This is a genomic window from Vibrio sp. SCSIO 43097 (assembly GCF_023650755.1).
Lineage (GTDB): Bacteria > Pseudomonadota > Gammaproteobacteria > Enterobacterales > Vibrionaceae > Vibrio > Vibrio alginolyticus.
In genome coordinates this window covers 1,692,942-1,718,666 of sequence record NZ_CP071841.1, presented here as the reverse complement: position 1 = coordinate 1,718,666, position 25,725 = coordinate 1,692,942, and the positions used below count along the sequence as shown (strand labels likewise).

Sequence of the window (25,725 nt, the reverse complement as noted above, 5' to 3'; positions counted from 1 at the left end):
CCCCTATGTTTCACACTGTTCAACAAAAATTACTGTTGATGCCCAGCGGTACAAAAAGCTTGTTATCTACTGGATTAAAAACCGCAATCACGCGTGTGTTGAGTGCGCTATTTGCTTTTTTACTGACTCTGATTGTATCGAAGACCAGTGACGCTTCGACGGCCGGTCAATTTTTCTTTTTATTCAACCTAGTCTCGCTACTCGCTATCGTTTCTCAGCTAGGTTTTGATGTCTCGTTAGTTCGTTACAATGCGATCGCTTTTAATAACAAAGAGAAGCTTGAACAAAGCCAAAACTATAAAACCGCACTGTATCGAAGTATGGCATTTTGCTTGCTCGCCATAGGCGTTTTGTTGGCAGGGTTTAATCTGTTTCCAGAACAGCTAAACCAGACTCAATCACCAATGTATGCGATTACTTTATGCTTGCTTTGTATACCTTTCTTGGTGCTTGCGCAAACCAACAGTCGGGTGCTTCAAGCATGTAGAAAAGTCGTATCATCTCTGTTTGCGTTGCAGCTTGGGGTAAGCATGTTGATGGTCATTTTTGTCTTTGCCCTAGACTATATCGGTCAGCAAAATATCAACAATCTAATGACCGCACTGCTTTTAGCGAGCATAGGCGTCGCGGTCATATCTAGTGCCAATTGGCTTGGCTCAGATCAATATCAAACATCGGCTTTCGTACCAAACAAAAAAATGTCCGCTTCTGCCAAGCAAGTCTGGGTTGGCAGTATCTTCACGAATGTTCTTCAATGGGGAAGCCTTGTTATTGCGGGCTTTTTTATCTCAACAGCGGAAATCGGTTTGTTAGCCGCAGCCCAACGCACATCACTACTGATTGGCTTTGTGCTGATTACCATTAACTTTGTGGTCGCCCCGATGTTTGCCTCTCTCTACAAAGAGCGTCAAATGCGCAAACTGCAGAACCTGAGCCGCTTGGCGTGCCGAGCCAATGTTGGTTTAGCGATTGTACCCGTAATTATTTGCACCCTCTTCCCCGAGTTTGTAATGCAGTTTTTTGGTGAGGAGTTTCTCGCCGCGGCACCACTATTAGTCGTCCTTTCTCTGGGGCAGTTAGTCAATGTTGCGACTGGTTCAGTAGGTTTTTTATTATTAATGAGTGGTCATGAGAGAACCATGAAATACATTACAATTTCCTCCGGTACGGTGTCCATCTGCCTACTTGTTACGCTTTGTCAAATGTTTGGTGTGATTGGTGCAGCGTGGGCAATGGCAATTGGCATGGCTATCCAGAATTTAGCTGCACTGTACTTTGTAAAACGTTACTTAGGCTTCTTTCCAATAGGTTAATTATGGCTTTAATACTGGCACGCACGAGTTTTGTTTTAGTCCTGATGCTAACCGCTTCACTCTCTTTGTGGAAAAGCTCTGACCTACACCATACTGCTTACCTGCAAATGGAAACCTACTTAGGCGGATCAAGTACGCTTCACTTTACTTTCAGTTTATTGATCGGCTTTTTATCGGTCTTCACGTTCCCTTCTCTGGTGAGCTCGAATAAAACCGACGTTTTTGGGATTCGTCTTTTGCTACTGCTGTTAGCTATCGTTTCAATGGAAGAAATAAGCCAACTTTTTATTCCAAATCGATCATTTAGTTTTGATGATCTCAGCACCAACTGGATAGGCGTTATCTCAGGTTACTTTAGTGCCAAGTTAATTCGCTTCATCCGCGCTCGATCGTTCTAGTAATACAGGAATCTCTGGGGGATTTGGGTATATAATTACGCCAAACAACCAGACTAACGAGTACATCATGCCATCTCATCCAACCAAGATTACTTTTTTTGAATTCTTAACCCCGTTGATCACGTCAGGCAAAAAGACGATAACGATTCGAGATGAATCAGAAAGCCATTACGTTCCCAATACAGAAGTCGAAGTTTTTACCTTAGAAACGGATCGTAAAGTCTGCGATATCAAGATACGTTCTGTAGAACCACTTCACTTTGAAGATATTAATGAGTTTCATGCAGAACAAGAAGCCATCGAACTACCAAAACTCAAGCAGTTAATTCGAGAAATCTACCCAAATACCGACACGCTCTTTGTTATTGAGTATGAGCTGATTAAATAACCCACAACAAATACTAGACGACTGGTCTAATCCATCCTATAGTAAACTTTATGAACGCAAAGACGAATGACACACGCCAACATATTCTCGACGTCGGATACGAGTTGATCGTAAACCGAGGGTTCACGAGTGTTGGTCTTTCAGAGCTATTAAAAAAGGCCGCAGTGCCAAAAGGCTCGTTTTATCATTACTTCAAGTCCAAAGAACAATTTGGTGAAGCGATGATTCAAGACTACTTTACTAAGTATTTTGAGCGTTTAAACGCACGCTTTACCAATACTGAACTGAGTGGCTACCAACGCCTAATGAGCTATTTCGAAGAAATGGTCAAAGTAGAAGACGACGTGTGTAATGCGAACAAATGTTTATTGGTTAAGTTAAGTGCAGAAGTCTCCGATCTCTCTGAGTCAATGCGCTTGGCATTACGCCAAGGAGCAGACAAAACCATTCAAGCGATAGCGGATTGCATTGACATCGGCATTCAAGATGGCTCAATCCCCAATGGTGACAGTGCGTTATTAGCAAGGCAGATATACTACCTTTGGAATGGCGCTAGCTTGCTGAACAAACTTTATCAAGATCAGGCAGCATTGACGCAAAGTCTGACCTATACTCAACACTTACTGCAGAATACGCGCACTTGCCCATAACGGGCGGCGTGGAAGCAGAATGAACACCCTACACACGTTTCACTGTCAGAAAAAGCGTCAGTGTTAACACAGTAAACCTTCCCGCTTTAAATAAGCGGGATATTTTGAAACAAATACTAGACGACCGGTCTAATCAACAAGTGAGATAGATATGACTAACGCAACAAATCGCAGAATCGTACTCGCGTCACGTCCCCATGGTGCACCGACACAAGAAAACTTTCGTTTAGAAGAGGTAACGAAACCGACTCCGAAAGAGGGTGAAATGCTATTGAGAACGGTTTATTTATCTCTAGATCCATACATGCGTGGTCGCATGAGTGATGCCGAATCATACGCTGACCCTGTTGCAATTGATGACGTAATGGTCGGTGGTACAGTTTGTCAGGTAGAAACATCAAACCACCCAGATTACGAAGCAGGTGAATGGGTTCTTGCCTACACTGTTGGCTGGCAAGACTACGCTATCTCAACTGGTGAGATGGTCATTAAACTTGGTAAAGAACCGCAAAACCCTTCTTACGCGTTAGGCGTTGCAGGTATGCCAGGATTTACCGCGTACATGGGTTTACTCGACATTGGTCAGCCAAAACCAGGGGAAACCATCGTGGTAGCAGCTGCTACGGGGCCTGTAGGCGCAACAGTTGGTCAAATTGGTAAAATCAAAGGTTGCCGAGTTGTTGGTATAGCAGGCGGAGAAGAAAAATGCCGTTACGCTAAAGAGGTGCTTGGTTTCGATGAGTGTATTGATCACAAAGCTGAAGACTTTGCAGAACAACTGAAAAATGCCTGTGACAAAGGTATCGATGTTTACTTCGAAAACGTAGGTGGCAAAGTATTCGAGGCTGTAATGCCACTTCTGAATACAAATGCGCGTATCCCACTTTGTGGTTTGATTTCTCAGTACAACGCGACAGAGCTGCCTGAAGGTACCGACCATCTTCCATTACTAATGGGTAAGCTCCTGACCAAACGAATCAAGGTGCAAGGCTTCATCATTTTTGATGATTACGGACATCGTTACGGTGAATTTGCGCAAGATATTAATCAATGGTTGGCAGAAGGAAAGATCCAATACCGCGAACATCTAGTACAAGGACTGGATAATGCGCCAGAAGCATTCATCGGTCTGTTGGAAGGTAAGAATTTCGGCAAGCTTGTAGTACAGATTAACGACCCATTATAAAAAGGGATATGTAAATGATTAAACTTCACCACCTCAATCAGTCTCGTTCAAAGCGCATCATTTGGTTACTTGAAGAGCTAGATGTAAATTACGAGATTGTACCCTATGTCCGTGATTCCGTGACCTTCATGGCACCGCCAGAACTAAAAAGTGTTCACCCATTAGGAAAGTCACCTGTTCTTGAAGATAACGGCGAGATTATCATTGAGTCAGGTGCAATGACCGAATATTTGATTGAGAAATACAGTGACGGAGCCTTTGCTCCTGAGCGCGGTACAAAAGCACACACAGAATATTTGCAATGGATGCACTTTGCAGAAAGCTCCGCAATTTTACCTATGCTGCTAAAAATCTTCGTAAGCAAAGAGCCAAATGAAACTCAGTTTTTATCAGGCTATGCCGACAAGGAAGCAATGAATGTACTAGGCTACTTCGAGCAATCCTTAGAAGGCAAAACTTACCTAGTAGAAGAGCGTCTGACTGGCGCTGACATCATGATGTCTTTCATTGTCGAATTGGTTCAAAAGTTTGGTTTAGTTAATCACTTCCCTAATATTGAACGTTATGGGAAACAGCTCGCGACACACCCAGCATTTGCAAAAGCTGAACAACTTGAAGTGAAGTACTCTTAATTACTTCGCCCCTTTGATGACACGTAAAACTTCATTTAAGGGGCGATATTACTAGCATCGCAGACACGCTAACTGGATAGCGCTCCCCCCAGTCAATCGCATTCGAGAACGTCGATTGTTATGTCAATCAAGCTAATGTAGTAAATTTCTGATTCTAATATAGTTTCGACCATAGTCACCATCTATTGAATTGATAAGCAATATCAGTTTTCTCCCCCAGCTTTTCCGTAATAACCTCCTCTACAGTTTCTAAGGTATTGAGCCCTGGAGGGGGAAGAAAAATGACAAACAAGAAATTGACTACAGCAGCAGGTTGCCCTGTCGCACATAACCAAAACGTTATGACTGCAGGTCCTCGTGGCCCTCAACTATTACAAGACGTTTGGTTCCTTGAAAAATTGGCACACTTTGACCGCGAAGTGATCCCTGAGCGTCGTATGCACGCAAAAGGTTCTGGTGCTTACGGTACGTTCACAGTAACGCACGACATCACAAAATACACTCGCGCTAAAATCTTCTCTGACATCGGCAAAAAAACAGAACTATTTGCTCGCTTCACTACCGTAGCTGGTGAGCGCGGTGCAGCAGACGCAGAACGCGACATCCGTGGTTTCGCACTTAAATTCTACACTGAAGAAGGTAACTGGGACTTGGTTGGTAACAACACACCAGTATTCTTCCTACGTGACCCACTAAAATTCCCAGACCTAAACCACGCAGTAAAACGCGACCCTCGCACTAACATGCGTAGCTCTACCAACAACTGGGATTTCTGGACATCACTACCAGAAGCATTCCACCAAGTGACTATCGTAATGAGTGACCGTGGTATCCCAGCGTCTTACCGTCATATGCATGGTTTTGGTAGCCACACATTCAGCTTCATCAACACAGAAAACGAGCGTTACTGGGTGAAATTCCACTTCAAAACTCAGCAAGGCATCAAAAACCTAACTGACCAAGAAGCAGAAGCAATCGTAGGTAAAGACCGCGAAAGCCATCACCGTGACCTTTACGAAGCGATTGAGCGTCAAGACTTCCCTAAATGGAAGATGTACGTACAGATCATGCCTGAGCTAGAAGCGGATGAAGTCAACTTCAACCCATTCGACCTAACACGTGTATGGTCTCAAAAAGACTACCCACTGATCCCAGTTGGTGAGTTCGAACTGAACCGTAACCCAGAAAACTTCTACGCAGAAGTTGAGCAATCAGCGTTTAACCCAGCAGCAGTTGTACCTGGTATCGGCTTCTCTCCAGATAAGATGCTACAAGGTCGTCTGTTCGCTTACGGCGATGCTCAGCGTTACCGTCTAGGTGTGAACCACCATCAAATCCCAGTGAACGCACCTCGTTGCCCTGTTCACAGCTACCACCGTGATGGCGCAATGCGCGTTGATGGCAACTTTGGTTCAACACTGGGTTACGAGCCAAACTACAAACAAGAATGGGCAGAGCAACCAGATTACTCTGAGCCACCTCTGCGCATCAATGGCAACGCTGATCACTACGATCATCGTGTAGACGAAGACTACTTCAGCCAAGCGGGTGACCTATTCCGTCTGATGAGCGAAGAGCAACGTCAAACTCTGTTCGATAACACAGCTCGCGCAATGGACGGTGTGCCAGAGTTCATCCAACAGCGCCACGTTCAACACGCATACCAAGCGGACGAAGCGTACGGCAAAGGTCTTGAAATTGCACTAGGCTTAAACAAGTAAGCGAACGCTGCAATCATTACACTGCGTGATTTAAAGACGAAAAAAGGAGGTGCTCTACAGCACCTCCTGATTTCAAATCACTAATCCTTAATCACAAGTCACAAACCATGCTCAAGGAGATTCATTATGATTAACTTAGATTTCTTTAAGCTCTTTGATACCAAAGAACTGTTTATCTATTACTGATTCATCAACTACTGATTTTTAGCTACCGCTTTGATCAGTACTGATGTATCCATGCGACCTAAACCATCACGTTGAAGGTCTGCGTATTGCTCATCCACTTTCTTAGTCAGTGGAAGTTCTAGACCCACTCGCTCAGCTTCTTGCAGACAGAAACCTAAGTCTTTGCGCATCCAATCAATAGCGAAGCCAAAATCGAACTTGTCTTCAGCCATTGTATTTGCGCGGTTTTCCATCTGCCAAGAACCTGCAGCGCCATGCTTAAGCGTTTCTACAACTTGAGCGATGTCCAAGCCTGATTTTTGTGCCAGCAACAAAGCTTCACTCAGACCTTGTAAAACGCCTCCAATACAGATTTGGTTTACCATCTTACAGCGTTGACCCTGACCGTTTTCACCCAGTAGCGTCATCTGCTTCGCGTACACATCCATCGCCGGAGACACACGGTCAAAAATGCTTTGTTCACCACCACACATGATGGTTAGAACACCATTTTCTGCGCCCGCTTGACCACCAGAAACTGGCGCATCAATGAAGTGATTACCATACTTAGCACACGCTTCAGCCAGCTCAACCGCTAGGTCTGCAGAAGTCGTCGTGTGATCGACTAACACTGCATCTGCTTTCAAACCGACCAGAATGCCTTCTTCACCGTAAACAACGCTACGAACGTCATCATCATTACCCACACAGGTAAAAACGATGTCACAGCCTTCTGCCGCTTCACGTGGTGTTTCACAAGCTACGCCTTGGTATTCTTCAGCCCATTTGTCGGCTTTCGCTTTTGTGCGGTTGTATACTTTGGTTTCAAAGCCCGCTTTACTTAGGTAACCAGCCATTGGGTATCCCATCACACCCAGACCAATAAATGCTACTCGTTGTTTTTCCATTGCACGCTTCCCTTAGTTCACCTGACTGAAATGTTTCGTAACATGCTACTAAAGAATTGAAATCATTACTCGTGATTTCTCTTTCCTCGGTCTCGATGATCCTGCATTGCAGTCCGTTTATTGCGCCTTCTACACCCCTTTACTTGACGATTAGCGTAACAGTCAAAGCACTTACAAAGATTCACTACTGCTTAGCGTGGAACATCGCTTGCCCACTTTTGTCCTTGTTCGACCAGAAATTGATGTTGAACTGAGCATCATCGCTCATCTCAATGCGGTGCCAGTACTGCGGTGGGCTTGTAGCAAACTGGCCTGCATTAATCACCACCACAACTTCTGCTTCTGTGGCATTTTCATCAGCAAAGCCGTAGTAAGTCACTTGCCCTTCCATGACGCACAGCTGTCCAAACACTCCCTCAGCGGTATTATGATGAGTCAGTAGCGCTGGTGGCACATTGTCTTTAGTGAAGAAAGGCGTTGAACGTTGAACAGTCCAGTCTTTAGGAATTCTTAGATGCGACATAATGATACCCTCTCTAATTACAATTCTTTTCGTTAAAATCGGTTAAGCCTGAGCGGCTTGAGACAACTCTCGGAGTAGTGGAAATGCTTGCGTAACTTGTTCTCCCGTCACGACGAAGCCCATGAGTCGGCTATTTTCATCTTCTGCTTTCGCGGCAATGCCAGTTTGAGAAATCTGCACGCTCCAGTTCGTCACCGAGCTAAAATCGCCTGCCAATTGAATTGGGTAGCTCGGCGTTTTGACCTTTACCATCATAGGCGGTAGTTTCAGCTCTGCTTCTTGCTCCAGTAGTTGTTTCCCTAAAACATTGGCACTTAGCACGATCGGTTGGAGATAAGGCATCATTCGACCTTGGATCTCGGCGCAATCGCCTAATGCAAATACATTGGCTGCTGATGTCTGTAATCGGGCATCTACCTCGATGCCTTTATTGACACTCAACCCACAAGCCTTCGCTAACCAAGTGTTAGCACGTAAACCCGCCGCTGAAATCACTACATCGGCTTCGATTGCTTTACCTTTGCTCAAGCTTGCCACCAGCGAATCATCTGAACGATTGATCGCAACTACACCAGTCTCCAAGGCAAGTTGAATACCTTGCTGCTTAAGTTGGTTTTCGAGCGGCAATGCGACGAATTCAGGAATCAAGTTAGCGAGCAAACGGGAATTTGGCTCAACCACCGTAACCGCTTTACCACTGGTTGCGAGATCCATGGCGATCTCGACGCCGATCAAACCACCACCCATTACTAGAATTCGTTCCGCGCGGCTAATTTGCTCTTCCGCTAATTGATATTCTTGTAGCGAGTTCAGCGTTATCACCTCAGGTGCTGCACCACCAGATATTGGCGGCACAAAGGCTTTCGCGCCTGTCGCAAACACCAGTTTGGAATAAGGATAGGTTTGGCCGTTGGCGACCACTTGCTGAGCTTGCACGTCGACATGCTCAACCTTGGTATGGGCGAACAGTTCGATGTTGTGTTCCTGTGCAAACGCCTCACCACTTTTAACTACCAAGTCTCGGGCAGTTTGCTTGTTACTGAATACATGACTCAAATCGGGCTTGTTGTATTCCGCGCCATCATCAGCAGTAAACACTTGCAGCGGAATATGTGCGTCAATTCGACGCACTGTTTTCACCAATTGGTAAGCCGCAAAGCCGCTACCAATAATCACAATAGGTGCTTGCATATTCGCCCCCTTACCCGTTGTATTCGACAAAGACGTCTTTACCCAAGTGACATTCTGGGCACAAGAAGTAATCTGGCACTTCAGACCATGCCGTACCCGGTTCAACGCCTTGATTAGGCTCACCTTTAGCTGGGTCGTATACCCAATTACAAACTGTACACACCATGCATTGACAATCTGCGGGATGCGCCTCGGTAGTAGGGTTATTAGGAGCAGCATCTATCACAGCTTGTGTTGTCGCTGGCGCAGCGGGTTGTGATTGAACTTGTGGTGCAGACGCCACAATCGCCGGAGAAATAACAGGACTTGTCAGGTCATGCTTTGCCCACAATTTCGCGATGTTTTGACCATGTTCGCGACACTCACGCATCGCTTTACCATCTGGTCGCCATTTGGTTTTCAAGCTCACTGCGGTTTCAAAACCTGCGTCGGTCAATCGAGCATGGATACGATCCACCGCGCCACCATTCCACCCGTAGCTACCGAATGCAGCGGCTTTCTTCGCCTTAAAGCGCAGACCGGTAATTTCTTCTAGCATGCCTGCGATCTTCGGCATCATGACGTTATTCATGGTAGACGAACCAACCAAGATGCCTTTTGAGCGGAATACGTTGGCGAGAATTTCATTCTTATCATGCTTAGAGACATTAAAGACTTTGACCGCCACGCCAGGGTCGACATCGTGAATGCCTTGCGCAATGGCATCAGCCATCATTCGAGTGTTGTTTGACATAGAGTCGTAGAAAATCGTAATGCGATCTTCTTGATAGTTGTCTGCCCATGCCAAGTATTGCTCGATGATTTGAACCGGATTATCGCGCCATACAATACCGTGTGATGTTGCGATCATGTCGACAGGCAAATTAAAGCTCAGCACTTCTTTGATTTTAGCGGTTACCAAGCTGCTGAATGGCGTTAGGATGTTTGAGTAGTAACGCAAACACTGTTCCATCAACTCATTTTGATCCACTTCATCATTGAATAAGCGTTCATCGCAGTAGTGCTGACCAAATGCGTCGTTACTGAATAACACTGCATCGCCCGTTAGGTAAGTCATCATGCTGTCTGGCCAATGCAGCATCGGCGCTTCCACGAACACCAATTGCTTACCGTTACCAATATCGATGCTGTCGCCCGTTTTTACGGTTTTGAAGTTCCACTCAGGATGGTGGTGATGACCCACAATCGAATCAATCGCCGCTTCTGTACAGTAAATTGGCGTGTTCGGAATCTTCTCCATCAATGCCGACAATGCGCCTGAGTGATCTTCTTCAGCATGGTTTACCACAATAAAGTCGATAGACTTAAGGTCGATTTCCATTTCTAAATTTTGGATGAATTGTTGACTGAATCGATGATCGACCGTATCAATCAATACGGTTTTCTCTTCACGAATTAGATAACTGTTGTAGCTGGTACCTTTTGTCATTTTGTATTCTGTACCGTGGAAGTCTTGAACTTCCCAATCGCGTTGACCTACCCAGTGGATGTTGTTTTTTACGTGAATTGTCATAATTACTACCTTGAATGACGGGATAAACAAAAATAATTTCTTCTTGTATTGCACTGGGCGTGCCAACTTTTAATTGCCATATATTTCAACATCTTAATTAAAACCCAACCTTAACAAGTGTCATTTAGACACAGTTGAAAATTGTCATTAAGACACTACAATAGTCATATTGACATAATTGGTATTGGCTATGACTTCTTTAATCGCGCAATGGCTACACATCACGCAAGACCTTAACTCGGCGCTCACTCAACAGGCTCGCTTCGATACGTTATTAACCACGATTCGAGAGGTATTGAAGTGTGACTCTTCAGCCCTTCTTTTGTATGAAGACCAGCACTTTAAACCTTTAGCGATCAATGGATTGGCGAAAGAAGTGCTTGGACGCCGTTTCTCCATTGAGCAGCACCCAAGATTAGAAGCCATTGCCCGAGCAGGCGATATCGTGCGCTTTCCCTCTGACAGCGACTTACCTGATCCATACGATGGTTTGATCCCTAACCACGATGACAAACTGCATGTCCATTCCTGCATTGGTTTACCTCTGCTGATCGACGATCAACTGATTGGTGCCATTACGATTGACGCCTTCGACCCCAACCAATTTGATGGGCTACGCAACCAAGAGTTACGTTTTGTCAGCGCATTGGCAGCAGGTGGCTTGCACACTGCACTCCTACTAGAACAGCTAGAGACACAAGCGAGCCTGCCACGCGACTCTTACGCCGAGAAGCGCACCTTAAGTAATGAAATCATTGGCAACTCTAAGGGGATGAAGAATCTTCAAGAGCAGATTGATGCCGTCGCCGATACGGAATTGTCTGTGCTAGTGATGGGAGAAACGGGCGTGGGTAAAGAGTTAGTTGCCAGCGCTATTCACCATCGCTCTAGCCGCTCGAACAATACTTTGGTTTACCTCAACTGTGCGGCGCTGCCAGAATCAGTCGCGGAAAGCGAGTTGTTCGGACATATCAAAGGCGCATTTACGGGCGCAATCAGCAATCGTAAAGGTAAGTTCGAACAAGCCGATGGCGGCACACTGTTTTTGGATGAAGTCGGCGAACTGTCGTTAGAGCTGCAAGCCAAGTTACTTCGAGCCCTACAATACGGCGACATTCAACGTGTGGGTGATGACCGCCATATTCGAGTCAGCACACGCATTGTCGCCGCCACCAACCGTGTATTGCATGAAGAAGTGACTGCTGGTCGCTTCCGAGCCGACTTGTATCATCGTCTAAGCGTCTTCCCGCTTCATGTTCCACCTCTTCGTGAACGTGAAGACGATGTGGTGTTACTCGCAGGCTTTTTTGCCGAACGCTTAAGAAGCAAATTGGGATTGAACAGCATTCGTTTGTCCCCCACTTTAGTACAAGCACTCAAAGACTATTTATGGCCAGGCAACGTGCGAGAGCTTGAGCATGTAATTAAACGTGCCGGTGTTTTGGCAAAAGCACGTACTCACGCCATAGACATTGAGTTGGTTGAGCAAGATTTTGATATTAGAACGCCGAATCAGAACATCAAGAACGTTGAAGAAACGGAACAAAACTCTCGGCTTGAGTTACCAGAAGGCGGATTAAAGCCTGCCACAGATGCCTTCCAAAAAGCGATGATTGTTCGAGCTCTGGAAGAAAACCAAGGCAACTGGGCAGCAACTGCACGTCAGCTTGAATTAGATAACGGTAATTTACACCGGTTAGCAAAACGCCTAGGGATAAAATAGACACTAACGAATATCACCTAATATGGCATATTCATCGCCAAATAATGTGCCTGATGCCCAACCGCGCACTCAGCCCACCATAAGTAGTGAGCTGAGTGCTCAGATAGAATAGCCACCTAAGTTTGACGGTATTTTCTTCTAAATTTTATTGTCTTGAACCACCTCACAGATTTAATAACCCTTAACAATAAACACAATAATAGTTAAGGTATTTTTATGAGCTAGATCTAATAAAATTAAATATATAGTATTTATTTTAAGAATTTAAACTTTCAAAGTTCATCATAATAAATACAACCTCTATATATACACTTTACCTTCAAAAAACATCAAAATATAATCCCTTCGATAAAAAACACTTAAATGAATTTAACTGTATAAAAGTGAGGAGAATAAAATATGGGATATGGGGCGACAGTATATTCATTAGATACTGAAAAGGTTTTTAACGTACTAAAGAATGAGCGTAATCCAGAGCTAGAAAAAGCCATCATGGAAAGGTGTCAAGACTCCTTTAAAGTGATTAATGAAATGCTGGAAAGTAGTGGCGAAAGCATCCGAGCTGAAGAGCTTCTTATGCAGATGCTGTCTGAAGAGATAAAATACAGTCACTTGGGTTACGCCTATGCTTACTTGCTTGAAGCTATATGTAAGATCACTGGTTATTACTTATCCAATAACTCTTGGTATCCTTGCGATGTAAACGATTTCTGCGATATTCCATTCACTAATACCGATTATCCCATAAAATTCCCACTCCCTGACGATTTCCCTGTTGTTTTTATGATAAAAAATCAAGATATTCACCAAGATAACGTTGACTTCGGAGGCTTATCAGAGCAACAAATATCTGAAGTCAAGAGCTGGTACACTCATGCAGTCGTAAACAATCGTGACTTGGTATTATTTTATTATTAATTTTAACTATTAATAAATTATCCAATAGTTAAAATAACAATAGAATATTAATAAAACTCTAGCTTATATTAAGATAGAGTTTTATCTATTTAACTGAAATTTTTATAATTTTAAAAATATTATATTTCACACCTAATTTATAGACTCTGTGTATAGTGTGTTCAGAGGCAATGTGAACTCATAGGATCAAAATCAAGTTCTAATTTTTAGAAGAAAAAACGATCTGCTTGTGTCAAAATGCGCCATCCCAACCAAAAAGTCTTAATGTAATGAACTACCAAGCTGCTATTTTTGATATGGATGGTTTGCTCCTTGATACTGAGCGCGTCTGTATGCATATTTTCCAAGAAGCATGTGAAGCCCAGAACCTACCCTTCTATAAAGATGTTTACCTTTCAATCATTGGTCGCAATGCAACGGGCATTGAAGTGATTTTTCGTAAAGCTTATGGGGATGATCTTGACCGCTTACACCAAGAGTGGCGCGACCGTTACGACGCTGTGGTTAAGCACCAAGCGATACCGGTAAAAGAAGGGGTGATTGAGCTGCTTGAGTGGTTGAAAGGCCAAGGGTTGCCAATTGCAGTCGCCACTTCTACAGCAAAAGAAGTGGCACAGAAGAAGTTGGAGTTAGCGGGCCTAAGCAAGTATTTCGACAACTTAACGACAGGCTGTGAAGTGTCACACGGCAAACCTGATCCAGAGATCTACCTGCTTGCAGCAAGTCGTCTAAGCGTAGATCCAACCAAATGTCTCGCTTTTGAAGATTCAAATAATGGCGTACGTGCTGCGGTAGCAGCGAACATGATCACTTATCAAATTCCTGATTTGGTTGAGCCTTGTGACGAAATAAAGCAATTAGGCCATACTGTCGCACCTTCACTGCATGATGTGTTGCACACGTTAAAGCAAACTCGCTAGGCCTACTTGTCGTCTGTTCTCTAGAAGCTCAGCAATTTAGCTGAGCTTCTTTCTTGAAACCTCTCCAACACCGTAAAACCAAACAATTCTGCCACCCGTTTAGAGAGATTATTTTCACCTTAACTCTGGCTAATCACGACTTTTGATTTAACTCACGCAATCGCATGAAATAAGGCATTTGAGTGATCAAATAGCGGAACTGACCAGTACAAGCTTGCAACAAAACGTCAATATACCGATTGAAGCACGTTTTTGGAGTGAAAATTGGCTGATAATGAGAACTATTGGATAAGATCAATCCAAGTCAGCCTAAAATACAAAATGGAGAGTGTTATATGTCTTTACGTTTATTAGCAACAACCTTCGCATTAGTAGGAATGAGCTTTGGTGCCCAAGCCAGTGCCGAGTGTGAAGTGTCATTAGATGCTAACGATATGATGCAGTTTTCTACTAAAACATTGAGCGTACCAGCCACTTGTAAAGAGGTAAAACTAACGCTGAATCACACAGGTAAGATGCCAGCGCAATCGATGGGTCACAACGTGGTCATCTCTGACACAGCCAACCTACAAGCAGTCGGTACTGATGGCATGGCAGCTGGAGCAGAAAATAACTACGTAAAACCAAATGATGATCGCGTCTACGCTCACACAAAAGTAATTGGTGGCGGTGAAAGCACCAGCATTACGTTCAGTACTGAGAAAATGAAAGCCGGCGGTGACTATTCATTCTTCTGTTCGTTCCCGGGTCACTGGGCAATCATGCAGGGTAAATTTGAGCTAAAATAAAAGCTTTAGCCAAGCCAAAAGAAGACTCATTATAGGGAAGCCAAGGCTTCCCTTTTTGATAGATAAAATAGCAATTGAGAAAGGTCTAACACGTCTGGAAACGTGACCAAGAAACATAGCAAGTATGAAACCCTTGCTCCATTGAGATTAAGTTCTTTTGCGAAAAGTTATGGTTAAAAATCAGATTTTTATTTTGCCTTTCCGAGACACTACTAAATGATAAAAGTCATTCAATACCATGTAACTCTTTCCAGTTTCCTGGATGAACCACATAGCCGAACAGAGCATGCCCACCATAAACCAATTCAGTTCCTTCCGGTATCCAAAGCATCTGACCTGGGTGCACAAAATGTGTCTCACCATTTGCGGTCAGCTCAAAACAGCCTTCAATCACAAAAACAACTTCATCATAAAGCACTGTCCAAGCCACTTTAGCGCCTTCCCATTTAGCAAAGCCTACACCAATGTTTGGTGAAATTTCTGGGCTTAACGCCCTGGCAACATACGCCATTCCCGGCGTATCACCACGAACATTGAAATCTAGACTTTTACTATCAACAAGTTTGACTTGCTTCATAATTCACTCCGGCTTTGCCATTTTGCTAATTGGATACGCGTTTTTACTCCCAAACCTAAAAAAGGCTCTGGCGGATTCAAACAAGGCATTCCTGTCACTTGCTGTATGTCATCCAATGATTTAGATGTCGCACCAACGACATAGTCAGCTAACAGTGTTCCAGAAATGGTTCCCCACGCAGCACCAACACCATTGTCACAAGCGCTGGCATAAACACCTTCATCTAATTGACCGAAAAAGTTAGTAAAGTTACGAGAGATGGCATACACCCCACCCCATGTGTGAGTAAATGGTACGTCGGCCAGCTCGGGGTAACGCGCCAGAAAGACCTGACGATGATCGTCGCGAATTTGTTCTCTGACTTTATCGTTCATGCTTGAGCCATATTTCGGCACGTGTTTGTAAGTATTGCGGATCAAAATACGTCGATCGGCGGTCATACGTAACGTCGTTCCCGCATGATCAGCTGGAGTTAACCCCCAATTCAGCTCACCTCCGTATCGTTGCATTTCTGCGTCGGTTAATGGACGCGTCCAGCTTGCAAACGTCATCACTGGAAGTAGTCTGTTTTTAAGATAACCAAACTCCCGAGTAAAAATGCTGGTCCCAAGCAGCAGTTCAGGGGTTTCAACAGAGCCACTATCTCCATGTAATACCCAGCAACCGTTTTCTTTACTGAGCTTGCGGATTGGCGAGTTCTCTAACACCTCGACGTTCTCTGGAAGGCTTTCCCCTAGCCCACGCACCAAAGCAGCAGGTTGCATTAAATAACCACCTGGCGTGTAAATTGCGCGGCTGTAGTAGTTGGTTCCCAAGACTTTCGCCAGCTCACTGCCATTAACATGGAAGTATGGTTCGCCAAGGTCTTTCATTAGGTGCTCAAAGTGATCGAGATACGCTTCACCGCGCGCCCCTACGGCTCCTTGATATTTGCCCTTTGCTGACCACTGACAAGAAATACTGTGCTTCGACACTAAAGTGTTTAGCTGAGCAATCGCAGAACGGTTGAGCGACAATAACTTTTGTTTGTGCTCAGGGTCGGGATGCTCAAGTGAAAACTTATGAGGCAAATCGATAACAAAGCCCGAATTTCTTCCTGAAGCCCCTTGGCCGATACGTTGCGCATCAATCAGTATAATTCGTGCATTAGGCATAAGTTCAGCTAAACGTCTTGCCATAGCTAGGCCTGCGAAACCGGCACCTAACACGGCATAGTCAGCACTTTGTTTACCTTTTAACGCCGATTTTTCTGGAATACTTGGCAACGCATGGTACCAACCACACGTCACGTCATCATTGGGTAAATGAATCATCTTTTTTCTCCGCTACGCTGCTGACAGTTTCAATGACAATTGATCTAGCCAAGGGCCGCGTAATGACTGTACTTTTCTTCCTAGCAACGCAAAACCGAGCATTGCTCCTTCTGGTGAATAAAACGCAGCGGTCAATTCATCTGCTTGGTTCTCAATGTACCATTGTCCCTGTTCTTCAGCGGCTACCGGGAAAATCGTGAGTGGAAGAATCGGCGTTTTTACAATCACTGGAGTTGGTGTTAAAGAGGTAGGCGTAATATCACCTAGCAAGCTTTTCGCTACGGAAGGAATCATTTGATTAATCGGCGCAATATACGGCTGCCAACCTTGCTCCGTTTCAACACAGTCACCTAGCGAGTAAATATTCTCATCACTCGTCTGGCCGAATTGATTCACTTTAATGCCGCGGCCAACTTCAAGCCCCGCGCGCTCAGCCAGAGAAACATTTGGCTTGAGTCCAACCGCGCTCAGCACTAGATCTGCTTCAATCTGCTTGCCACTGTTTAGATGTAAAACCACACTAGATTCCGACCTTGGCTCGATTCTGACGATACTGTCTTGCAGAGCCCATTGCACGCCTCGATCGGCAAGTGCGCTTTGTAATGATTCACCCAACTGTTGCGGGATCAAACGCTCCATTGGCCATTGACCCAACCCGATAACTGTCACTTCATAACCGCTTTCGATCAGGTCATTCGCAAACTCACAGCCAATTAAGCCATCACCTAGGATCGCGATGCGCTTTTTGTCTTGCAGCTCCGATCTGAAACGGCGGTAGTCAACTAAGTCGTTCACACTCATAACCCAAGAGCGATCGCCCTCAATTGGGATTTCAATCGGTGATGCACCTGTTGCAAGTACCAAGCGGCTGTAGGCGTATTTACCGATGGAGGTATGTAGCGTTGAATTGGCACGATCGATCTGTTCAACACGCGTATGCGGGTAAACGCGGATATTGAGACGGCTTTCCCACTCCAACGCGCTTTCACTTTGCAGCGCGTCGCCGTCTTTGTTCATGACCAACGCATTAGACAATGCTGGTTTGCTGTACAAAGCGCCATCATCAGAGGTAAAGATGGTGATAGCAACCGTCTCGGATTGCGCTCTAAGTGCCGCCGCCAACTGGTAACCACTGTGGCCACTACCGATGATAACGATAGGGTCATTTGAGAATACAGGTTGAGTAACTTCAGATGGAAGAGGCTGAGCCGTATTTGGCTGAACAGACGCTTCTACCGACACCGAAGACACAGCTGCAACCTCTTCTAGTGGCGCATCGTCGGTGATTTCGATCATTTCAAAATCGGCCTTACCCACTAAACAGTCAGGACATAACCAGTCATCCGGTACATCTTCCCATGCTGTTCCTGGTGCAATACCATCGGATGGCCAACCTTGTGCTTCATCATAGATTAAGCCGCAAATAATACAGAGCCACTTTCTCATCACTTATACTCCAACTACCTTGTTCAGAATTTCCGTGTTTACAAACCGCTGTCAGATTTGTTGTGATTCCATCAACCTCGCCCTAGCTTGTGGTCTGAAATCCAAGCCGGTACGAGGTGATGAAAATACAGTTACACGGTAGCTATACGTTGCTGTCTTGCTGCAAACGAATGGCAATATTGCGTGTCTGGACGTAGCTATAAATCGCTTCTTGTCCTTTTTCTCGCCCAAACCCGGACAAGCCCACGCCACCAAATGGTGTTTCGATGCCACCAGCAAACCATTCATTGATGAACACTTGTCCACCACGCAGTTGCTGTGCCACACGCAATGTTTGGTTTAGGCTTTCACCAAAGACACCAGCGACCAGGCCAAAATCGGTGCCATTCGCGATTTCAACGGCCTCTTGCTCGGTTTCAAACGGTGTAATTACCAGTACAGGGCCAAACACTTCTTCTTGAGCAATACGCATATCTGGTGAGGCTTCAATCACCGTCGGTGCCACAAAGTAACCCGACAAATCAGGGGCGTAGCCACCCGTTAGGATGTTCGCGCCGTCGGCTTTTGCTTGTTCTATCATTTCAAGCACGCGCGCTTGTTGATCAGCCGATACCAACGGTGTGATGTCCGGCTGGCTTTCGCCTTGGCCAATGGTTAGGCTTTTTGCCATTTCCACAACCGCCGCTTTTACTTCTTCATAACGCTCTTTTTGAATCAGCAAACGAGACATTGCCGAACAAACTTGACCAGCGTTAAAGAAAATACCGACCTGAACGCTTTTCAAAAGTGTTTCGAGGCTCGCATCTTTCAGCGCGATAGCAGCCGATTTACCACCCAGCTCCATCACCGATGGAGTAGCGCGTTGCGCTGAATCTTGCAGGATGCGTTGGCCAGTTGGAACAGAACCCGTAAAGACAATTTGATCGACCTCTTGGTGCTGCACCAAATGACTGCCAACGACTGAGCCTTTGCCACATAGCAAGTTAATCGTGCCTTTTGGGAAGCCCGCTTTTTCAATCGCTTTAATCAACAACGTCATGGCAAGTGGAGAAATCTCTGGCGATTTGATCACCACTGCGTTACCTGCGGCTAATGCAGGTGCCAATGAGCGTGCACAAATAGAGACAGGGAAATTCCACGGCACAATCTGCACTGACACGCCAAACGGCACATATTGAGTGAAGTCGACATAGTCTTTACCCAACGGAATTGACGTGCCTTCCAGCTTGTCGGCCATGCCAGCGTAGTATTCGAAGTAACGTGCCGACTCTAAAAACTCATCTTTGGCATCTTGCAAAGATTTCCCATTTTCACGACAGGCAACTAACCCACCTTCATCAACCATTTCACGAATAGCTGCGGCGGCTTTTAACATCCACTCGGTTCTGACGGCGGGACGAACGTCCGAAAGAAGACCTTGATAGACCACTCGACGTGCCGCTGCCATTGCGCGATCGGCATCGGTGATAGTGGCTTCTGCAATCGTCGCATACGCTTCGGCTGTGCCAGGGTTCATGACGGTCAGCGCTTGCTCTGAATCGCACCACTCACCATCAATATAATTAAGGTAATGCATCATATTACTGCTCCAGTGCCGCTTTCACTTGCTTTGCCAACCAGGTTTGGAAGAAATGCGTCGGAACATCCATTTCTGGTGAGAACACACCACCACCAAAGCCAGGTGAGTAACGACCTTCCTGCATGCCCTCGACCGCTCCAATATCTTCGCCGAATACGACTCGCCATGACTCAACGGTAGCAGTACGGCACGCAGCGAACTCATCTTTCGTTGCTTCATCACCCACATAGAAAACACGTAGGTGCTCAACACTCTTATTCGCAGTGATTGGTTCAATCATCATCGCAAAGGCATGATCGGCTTGAATACCAAGCAACACGTTTGGAAAGAGTGCAACATATTCTGCATGACGCAGTTTATCTTCTGGCCAGTTTGGAAATTTAGGTAAGTGTGTTCCTGCAGTATCAGAGAGGTTGTATGCGAGACTACCTTGGCCAGCAAAACGCTCTGCAAACATGATGTTGTAGTGATCCTCTAGGCGAGAATAACTGTTCAAACTCGGATGCACCCAAGGTAAGTGGTAAGCTTCACAGTAGTTTTCTACGGCAAGCTTCCAGTTACTTTTCACTTCTATCTCTAGGTTGCCACCCATGTTCACGCGGCGAAGAAGCCCTAATCCTTCTTCACCTAAGAATTGCTGCCAACGTTGCTCTAGCGGCGCGATATGCTCTTCAAAGCTTTCTGCATTGCCCGATAAGTTGACGAACACCATGTCCATCCAAACGGCTGAACGAAGTGGCTTAAGGCCATGTTTTTCACACTTAAATCGGTCATCTTTGTGTTTTGCGATACCACCAATGTGTGGTGTGCCTTTTAGATTGCCGTCAAGATCGTACGTCCATGAATGGTAAGGACAGCGAATCATGCCTTGAACTTCGCCTGCCTCATGAACCAGCTTCATACCACGATGACTACATACGTTGTGGAAAACTTGGACTTCACCTTGGCGATTTCTCATCATGAGTAGTGGAAGATTCATGAAATCAAGTGGCATCACATAACCATTTTTAAGCAGGTCTGATGCAAAACCAATACATACCCAAGTGTTACCAAACACCTGATCACGCTCAAAAGTAAAATACTCTTCGCTGGTGTAGGCCTGATTCGGCATTCCTGTTGCTTCACTGATTGGGTTCAGTACATTATCAACAAGTTCAACAGGAATAATGGTTTGGTTGACATTGCTCATATTCTTATCTCCGAGAGTCGAGTTGCATCCAGTGCGTACAACATCGTGTTGTGTTAGTGGAGAAGATTTTGATTAACAACCCGGCAACAAACAAACGACTTTTTCGCCGGGCTTGGATGAGTTTTTGTCATTCATGCATTGATCTCGAACAAAAAATAACCTTTTAATTAACAATGATCTTCTTGTCATGATTAATACTCATTAACCGATGAGTATTAATCAGTTGAAACACAAAAGCCCTCTCTCTACTCTCTTTCAAAAATTAACAATAACGCAACAAACAATAACGTTAAAACAAACGCACTGTGAGGGATGCCTATGAGAGCAACATCTGGGATATTGAAAGGACTCAATCCGACTGTGACAATCGCATCAAAGATCGTCGTTATCGGTTTTGTACTTTTCTGCGCCATTCTCGCCAACCAAGCGGGCCAATACTTCGAAACGATTTCCGGCATTTTGCTACAGAATATGAAGTGGTTTTACATCGGACTTGTTTCACTCGTTGTCGGTTTTCTTCTTTACCTTATGGTTAGTCGATATGGGCATATTCGTTTGAGTAAAGATGACGAAAAACCAGAGTTTAGTTATTTGTCTTGGGTATCCATGCTTTTTTCCGGAGGCATGGGGATAGGCTTAATTTTCTGGTCGGTCGCCGAACCGATGTGGCATTACGCTGACAACCCATTTACTCAAGGCCTGACCAATGAAGCCGCAACAACATCAATGAAACTGACATTCTTTCACTGGGGTCTACATCCTTGGTCTGTCTTTATTATTGTTGCACTCGCATTAGCTTACTTTTCCTACCGTAAAGATCTGCCTTTTACCCTACGCTCTATCTTGTACCCTTTGATTGGTGATCGTATTTATGGGCCTATCGGACACACGGTTGATATCCTAACAGTCGCGGTGACTGCTTTCGGTATCTCTCAAACCTTAGGGATGGGAGTTATCCAAATAAACTCTGGTTTGAATCAAGCCTTTGGCCTAGACATTAGTTTGGGGATTCAACTCTTTATTATCGTTTCCCTTTGTACTTGTGCGGTTGCGTCGGTGCTATCTGGTGTAGGAAAAGGTATTCGCCGTTTATCAGAATGGAACATGCTGCTTTCACTCGCACTCGTGCTGGTCGTACTTTATATTGGCCCAACTCGCTATATCTTAAATACGCTACTCGAAAGTACGGGGCTTTATGCACAAAACATTGTCGGTATGAGCTTATGGAGCGATGCACAGAATGACTCTGGCTGGCAAAACTGGTGGACGGCTTATTACTGGCCTTGGTGGATGACTTGGGCACCTTTCGTTGGCATGTTTGTGGCTCGTATCTCTAAAGGACGCACAATACGTGAACTTATCGGCGGTGCTCTCATCGTACCCACGCTGATCACGTTCTTATGGATTTCAGTATTTGGTGGTGCAGCGTTGAAGGTAGAGCAAGACGCTCGTGTTGCTCATCAAGAGCAAGTCACTGCGGCACAAGAAGCCAAACAAACACCACCTGCGGATTTTTCTGGCGGCCCGATTCTTGAAGCGACTAAAGCCGATACGACACGCGCTTTGTTTACGCTATTCGACAATCTAGATACAGGTATGTTTGGTAAACTACTTAGCGTGCTTGCGTGTCTATTGCTCGGTACTTATTTCATTACCTCCGCAGACTCGGGTACCTTGGTTCTATGCACCCTCGATGCCGCTGGGCACAGTGAGCCTCCTACCTCTATACGCGTATTGTGGGGGATCATGATCGCAGCCATTGCGGGAGTACTTCTATACGCAGGAGGGTTAAAAGCAATGCAAACGGCCTCCATTATTGCCGGTTTCCCTATCGCCATTTTTATCGCGGTGATGAGCTTAACGCTGTTTCATAGTATTCGACGCGAACCTAAGCCATGGGCAATGCTGCCTGAGCATGTTCACCCAGAGCAAGAGAAACTTGATGGTCCTGTTGAACCGCTTGTTGAAAGCAAAACAGTGGCTTCCGAGCCTATCGCTTCAAGATCCTCACAAAAAAGTGATTCCACACTCAATCAGGGACCAGTACTAAGTTAGTGCGTCGTTTCATCAATTAAAACAAAGCGGGAACTGGTACTCCCGCTTTTTTAACATGACCAAACTCTGTTATTTTCTCTGCTTATTGATTTAGGCTAAACCTCGATCACCCACCTCATCTGGCAACTGTTGCAAAAGCCACTCTCTAAAACGCTTGACGCTTGCTGGGATTAAACCTCTATTTTTAGGTTCAAGCATAGAGAAATTGGAAGGTGTTGAAAGCACGTGTTCGACTGGCCTAACTAAAGCACCGCTTTGTAAATAGTCGTCCACTAATGACCCCCAGGCTAACGCGATGCCCTGACCATTAATTGCCGCTTGTAACAGCATTGGATAGTTATTGATGTTCATGCGATTACGAGGCGAAATATTTGGCAATCCTACACTCGCAAACCACTGCTCCCAATTCACCCAATCTCTTTGAGACTCTTCCAGATAGAGTAACGTTTTATTGAAGATTTCTTCTGGCTCACTAGGCTGGCCGATTTTCTCTAAATAAAGCGGGCTACACACAGGGAATACCTCTTCTGAAAATAGCGTTGTCACGTCCATTTCCGCAGGTGGAGTGCGACAATAAAACAAGGCGATATCGCAATCTAATCGGCGTAAGTCCAACACATTATCTGAGGCCAATATTCTTATATCGATGTCATCATGTTCATTTTGAAATTGAGCAACCTTAGGCAACAACCACAAGGCTGCCATTGCATTTGTCGTCGCAACCGTGATCTTTTGTTCGCCCTGCCACTTCTTCACTTCACCCGTGATTTGAGCAATATCGAGCAAAGATTGGCTGACAGCTTGATAATATTGAAGACCTGTAGGCGTTAAATTAATGCTTCGATTGGCTCGCGTGAACATAGCCTTGCCTAAATATTCTTCTAATTGTCTAATTTGGCGACTGATAGCACCTTGGGTCACGTTTAGCTCGTCAGCGGCTAACGTAAAACTCAAGTGCCGCGCCGACGCTTCAAACGCAACGAGGCTATTTAAAGGTGGGAGGGGTTTAATTTTCATGTATCTTCCAGTAAGGCAGTATTGTAATTATTTTTATTCCCGGCAATCTTATGTTGCACGTGGATAATGCCATTCTGGACAACACCTCAAAAACGACAATTTATAAATGATAAAAAATAGATATGAATCATAAATTGTTGTGAGAGAGACCGCCGTATACAGTTTCGTGGCTACAACGAGCGCAAAAAGAGGAGCAGTTACTCCTCTTTTGCCTAGCCTTTTGCTCACTTTGTACGAGTTAGCCCATTTACCCTATTGCCAGTTTAGTACTCGCGTAACGCGCTTTTTTCTTTCTTGGACTGGCTAAGAAGTACGCTAATGTAAGAGGCCCTAATCGTCCCATAAACATCATGAAGATGATCACTAACTCACCTGGTTCGGACAAACTGCCCGTTAAGCCTCGCGATAACCCAACCGTACCCAGTGCCGAGACCGCTTCGAACATAATATCTAACATAGACGCTTTCTCTGTCAGTAACAGCGTGAATATGGCAAACCAAGTCACCCCCACCGAGATCAGAGTCAGCGCCAATGCCTTGCTGATGGTCTCTTTGGGAATCTCGCGTTGAAAGGCATAGGTTGCTTCATCGCGACGCAAATAGCTGTAAGTTGCCAAGACCAATACCATAAATGTCACAACTTTAATGCCACTTGCCGTACTCAATGAACCACCGCCGATAAACATCAACACCAGAATGATCGCCGTTGTGGCATCTTCCAACTGATCGATAGCTAAAGTATTGAACCCCGCCGTTCTTGGCGTCACCGCTTGAAACCACGATGCCCACCATTTCCCTGCTTCGCTCAAAGGGGCAAGCGTGTTGGGGTTGTCATATTCAATCAGGTAAATCGCGATAAGTGCCACCACGTTAATGGTCACCGTGCCTAAGATCATCATTCGACTGTAAACGGTGAGTCGGTGCCAACGGCGATTGCGTTTTAAGTCAATCCAAACCGAGAAGCCTAAACCACCAATAATGAACAAACTGGTAATGGTGAAGTTAACGATCGGGTCGTCCACGTAAGGCATTAAGCTATCGGCACTCAACGCAAAACCTGCATTGTTAAACGCACTGATGGTATAGAAGAAACCATGGAACAAACTGGTTTTCCAGCCCAGCTCTTCACTCCAATAAACGCTCAAAATAGTGAAACCAATAAGTTCAACGAGCAGAGCGAACATCAATACAGATTTAGCTGTGGCAATGAGTGTCGATGAATCAGTTTGGTTGAACGCCTCTCTCGCGACGGCTCGCTCCAAAAAGCCAATTTTTCCGCCCAGAGCCAGCAAGGTCACGATAGCAAACGTCATCAAACCTAGGCCACCACATTGAATCAGGAAAGCAATAACCACTTGCCCAAAAGGCGTAAACGCCGTGCCCGTGTCCACCACAACTAATCCCGTCACCGTAATGGCCGATGTTGCTGTAAACAGGCTTTGAATCCAAGTGATGGGCTCTGTGGTGGCAATCGGCAGTTTGAGTAAGACCGTGCCGAGCATGATCAAGCACGCAAAGCTGAGGCTAAGTATTAATGGCGGTGCGCCCAACAATTTTTTGCCCGCTTTGGGTTTTCGCTCGATTGGGATAACAGAGGGATGCCACAAAACCAT

At 45.2% G+C, this 25,725-nt stretch carries 23 protein-coding genes; 12 read left to right on the top strand and 11 right to left on the bottom strand.

The window, feature by feature from the left end; all coding sequences use genetic code 11:
* Positions 1 to 5 precede the first annotated feature (5 nt).
* The 7 genes from J4N40_RS24085 to katE2 all read left to right on the top strand — a co-directional run bounded on the left by J4N40_RS24085 (position 6) and on the right by katE2 (position 6,288).
* Positions 6 to 1,313, top strand: a complete 1,308-nt coding sequence (locus tag J4N40_RS24085) for an oligosaccharide flippase family protein (protein ID WP_250654570.1) — start codon at positions 6 to 8, stop codon at positions 1,311 to 1,313.
* 2 nt (positions 1,314 to 1,315) lie between these two features.
* Positions 1,316 to 1,711, top strand: coding sequence for a VanZ family protein (locus J4N40_RS24080; protein WP_033906760.1), 396 nt, complete (start codon positions 1,316 to 1,318; stop codon positions 1,709 to 1,711).
* Positions 1,712 to 1,778: 67 nt separating this feature from the next.
* Positions 1,779 to 2,099: a N(4)-acetylcytidine aminohydrolase gene (gene yqfB / locus J4N40_RS24075; protein ID WP_005385855.1), complete on the top strand. Its 321-nt coding sequence runs from the start codon at positions 1,779 to 1,781 to the stop codon at positions 2,097 to 2,099.
* Positions 2,100 to 2,149: 50 nt separating this feature from the next.
* Complete coding sequence (locus J4N40_RS24070) at positions 2,150 to 2,749, top strand: TetR/AcrR family transcriptional regulator (protein WP_005385858.1); 600 nt, start codon at positions 2,150 to 2,152, stop codon at positions 2,747 to 2,749.
* 151 nt (positions 2,750 to 2,900) lie between these two features.
* The gene (gene curA, locus J4N40_RS24065) at positions 2,901 to 3,935 is read left to right on the top strand and encodes an NADPH-dependent curcumin/dihydrocurcumin reductase (RefSeq protein ID WP_005375239.1); all 1,035 of its coding nucleotides are present in this window, start codon (positions 2,901 to 2,903) and stop codon (positions 3,933 to 3,935) included.
* Between the two features lie 14 nt (positions 3,936 to 3,949).
* Positions 3,950 to 4,567: a glutathione S-transferase family protein gene (locus tag J4N40_RS24060; RefSeq protein ID WP_005375238.1), complete on the top strand. Its 618-nt coding sequence runs from the start codon at positions 3,950 to 3,952 to the stop codon at positions 4,565 to 4,567.
* Positions 4,568 to 4,848: 281 nt separating this feature from the next.
* Positions 4,849 to 6,288: a catalase KatE2 gene (gene katE2 / locus J4N40_RS24055; protein ID WP_250654569.1), complete on the top strand. Its 1,440-nt coding sequence runs from the start codon at positions 4,849 to 4,851 to the stop codon at positions 6,286 to 6,288.
* A gap of 194 nt (positions 6,289 to 6,482) precedes the next feature.
* On the opposite strand, the gene J4N40_RS24050 is transcribed toward katE2, so the two are convergent.
* The 4 genes from J4N40_RS24050 to norV all read right to left on the bottom strand — a co-directional run bounded on the left by J4N40_RS24050 (position 6,483) and on the right by norV (position 10,588).
* Positions 6,483 to 7,361, bottom strand: coding sequence for an NAD(P)-dependent oxidoreductase (locus J4N40_RS24050; protein WP_005375233.1), 879 nt, complete (start codon positions 7,359 to 7,361; stop codon positions 6,483 to 6,485).
* Positions 7,362 to 7,545: 184 nt separating this feature from the next.
* Positions 7,546 to 7,884: a TehB family protein gene (locus J4N40_RS24045; RefSeq protein ID WP_005375231.1), complete on the bottom strand. Its 339-nt coding sequence runs from the start codon at positions 7,882 to 7,884 to the stop codon at positions 7,546 to 7,548.
* A gap of 42 nt (positions 7,885 to 7,926) precedes the next feature.
* Entirely contained in the window at positions 7,927 to 9,075 is a 1,149-nt protein-coding gene (gene norW / locus J4N40_RS24040) for an NADH:flavorubredoxin reductase NorW (protein WP_250654568.1), read from the bottom strand.
* Between the two features lie 10 nt (positions 9,076 to 9,085).
* Positions 9,086 to 10,588 (bottom strand): anaerobic nitric oxide reductase flavorubredoxin, encoded by a 1,503-nt coding sequence (gene norV / locus J4N40_RS24035; protein ID WP_171345498.1) that lies wholly within the window; start codon positions 10,586 to 10,588, stop codon positions 9,086 to 9,088.
* A 190-nt stretch (positions 10,589 to 10,778) separates the two neighbouring features.
* Between norV and norR the strand changes: the two genes are divergently transcribed.
* The 4 genes from norR to azu all read left to right on the top strand — a co-directional run bounded on the left by norR (position 10,779) and on the right by azu (position 14,937).
* The gene (gene norR / locus J4N40_RS24030; RefSeq protein ID WP_171345499.1) at positions 10,779 to 12,311 is read left to right on the top strand and encodes a nitric oxide reductase transcriptional regulator NorR; all 1,533 of its coding nucleotides are present in this window, start codon (positions 10,779 to 10,781) and stop codon (positions 12,309 to 12,311) included.
* A 399-nt stretch (positions 12,312 to 12,710) separates the two neighbouring features.
* Positions 12,711 to 13,229: a DUF7691 family protein gene (locus J4N40_RS24025; RefSeq protein WP_053307894.1), complete on the top strand. Its 519-nt coding sequence runs from the start codon at positions 12,711 to 12,713 to the stop codon at positions 13,227 to 13,229.
* 269 nt (positions 13,230 to 13,498) lie between these two features.
* Complete coding sequence (locus J4N40_RS24020) at positions 13,499 to 14,149, top strand: HAD family hydrolase (protein ID WP_171345500.1); 651 nt, start codon at positions 13,499 to 13,501, stop codon at positions 14,147 to 14,149.
* 335 nt (positions 14,150 to 14,484) lie between these two features.
* Positions 14,485 to 14,937: an azurin gene (azu, locus tag J4N40_RS24015; RefSeq protein ID WP_005375211.1), complete on the top strand. Its 453-nt coding sequence runs from the start codon at positions 14,485 to 14,487 to the stop codon at positions 14,935 to 14,937.
* Positions 14,938 to 15,163: 226 nt separating this feature from the next.
* On the opposite strand, the gene J4N40_RS24010 is transcribed toward azu, so the two are convergent.
* From J4N40_RS24010 to J4N40_RS23985, 5 genes are all read right to left on the bottom strand, one after another.
* A complete protein-coding gene (locus J4N40_RS24010; RefSeq protein WP_005385875.1) occupies positions 15,164 to 15,514 on the bottom strand; it encodes a EutQ-related cupin domain-containing protein in 351 nt (116 codons plus the stop codon).
* The gene (locus tag J4N40_RS24005) at positions 15,511 to 16,827 is read right to left on the bottom strand and encodes an NAD(P)/FAD-dependent oxidoreductase (RefSeq protein ID WP_005385877.1); all 1,317 of its coding nucleotides are present in this window, start codon (positions 16,825 to 16,827) and stop codon (positions 15,511 to 15,513) included. The genes J4N40_RS24010 and J4N40_RS24005 overlap by 4 nt, the downstream gene beginning before the upstream one ends.
* Before the next feature lie 12 nt (positions 16,828 to 16,839).
* The gene (locus J4N40_RS24000; protein WP_447076181.1) at positions 16,840 to 18,273 is read right to left on the bottom strand and encodes an FAD-dependent oxidoreductase; all 1,434 of its coding nucleotides are present in this window, start codon (positions 18,271 to 18,273) and stop codon (positions 16,840 to 16,842) included.
* 142 nt (positions 18,274 to 18,415) lie between these two features.
* Positions 18,416 to 19,852, bottom strand: coding sequence for an aldehyde dehydrogenase family protein (locus tag J4N40_RS23990; RefSeq protein ID WP_053303840.1), 1,437 nt, complete (start codon positions 19,850 to 19,852; stop codon positions 18,416 to 18,418).
* 1 nt (position 19,853) lies between these two features.
* Entirely contained in the window at positions 19,854 to 21,041 is a 1,188-nt protein-coding gene (locus tag J4N40_RS23985; RefSeq protein ID WP_054577059.1) for an aromatic ring-hydroxylating oxygenase subunit alpha, read from the bottom strand.
* A gap of 318 nt (positions 21,042 to 21,359) precedes the next feature.
* Here J4N40_RS23985 and J4N40_RS23980 point away from each other — a divergent pair, with 318 nt between their 5' ends.
* Positions 21,360 to 23,096, top strand: coding sequence for a BCCT family transporter (locus tag J4N40_RS23980; protein WP_138939664.1), 1,737 nt, complete (start codon positions 21,360 to 21,362; stop codon positions 23,094 to 23,096).
* Positions 23,097 to 23,186: 90 nt separating this feature from the next.
* On the opposite strand, the gene gcvA is transcribed toward J4N40_RS23980, so the two are convergent.
* Together gcvA and J4N40_RS23970 are read right to left on the bottom strand one after the other, a co-directional pair.
* Complete coding sequence (gene gcvA / locus J4N40_RS23975; RefSeq protein WP_047103923.1) at positions 23,187 to 24,113, bottom strand: transcriptional regulator GcvA; 927 nt, start codon at positions 24,111 to 24,113, stop codon at positions 23,187 to 23,189.
* Between the two features lie 247 nt (positions 24,114 to 24,360).
* On the bottom strand, positions 24,361 to 25,725 hold the full coding sequence (locus tag J4N40_RS23970; protein ID WP_250654567.1) for a TrkH family potassium uptake protein: 1,365 nt from the start codon (positions 25,723 to 25,725) through the stop codon (positions 24,361 to 24,363).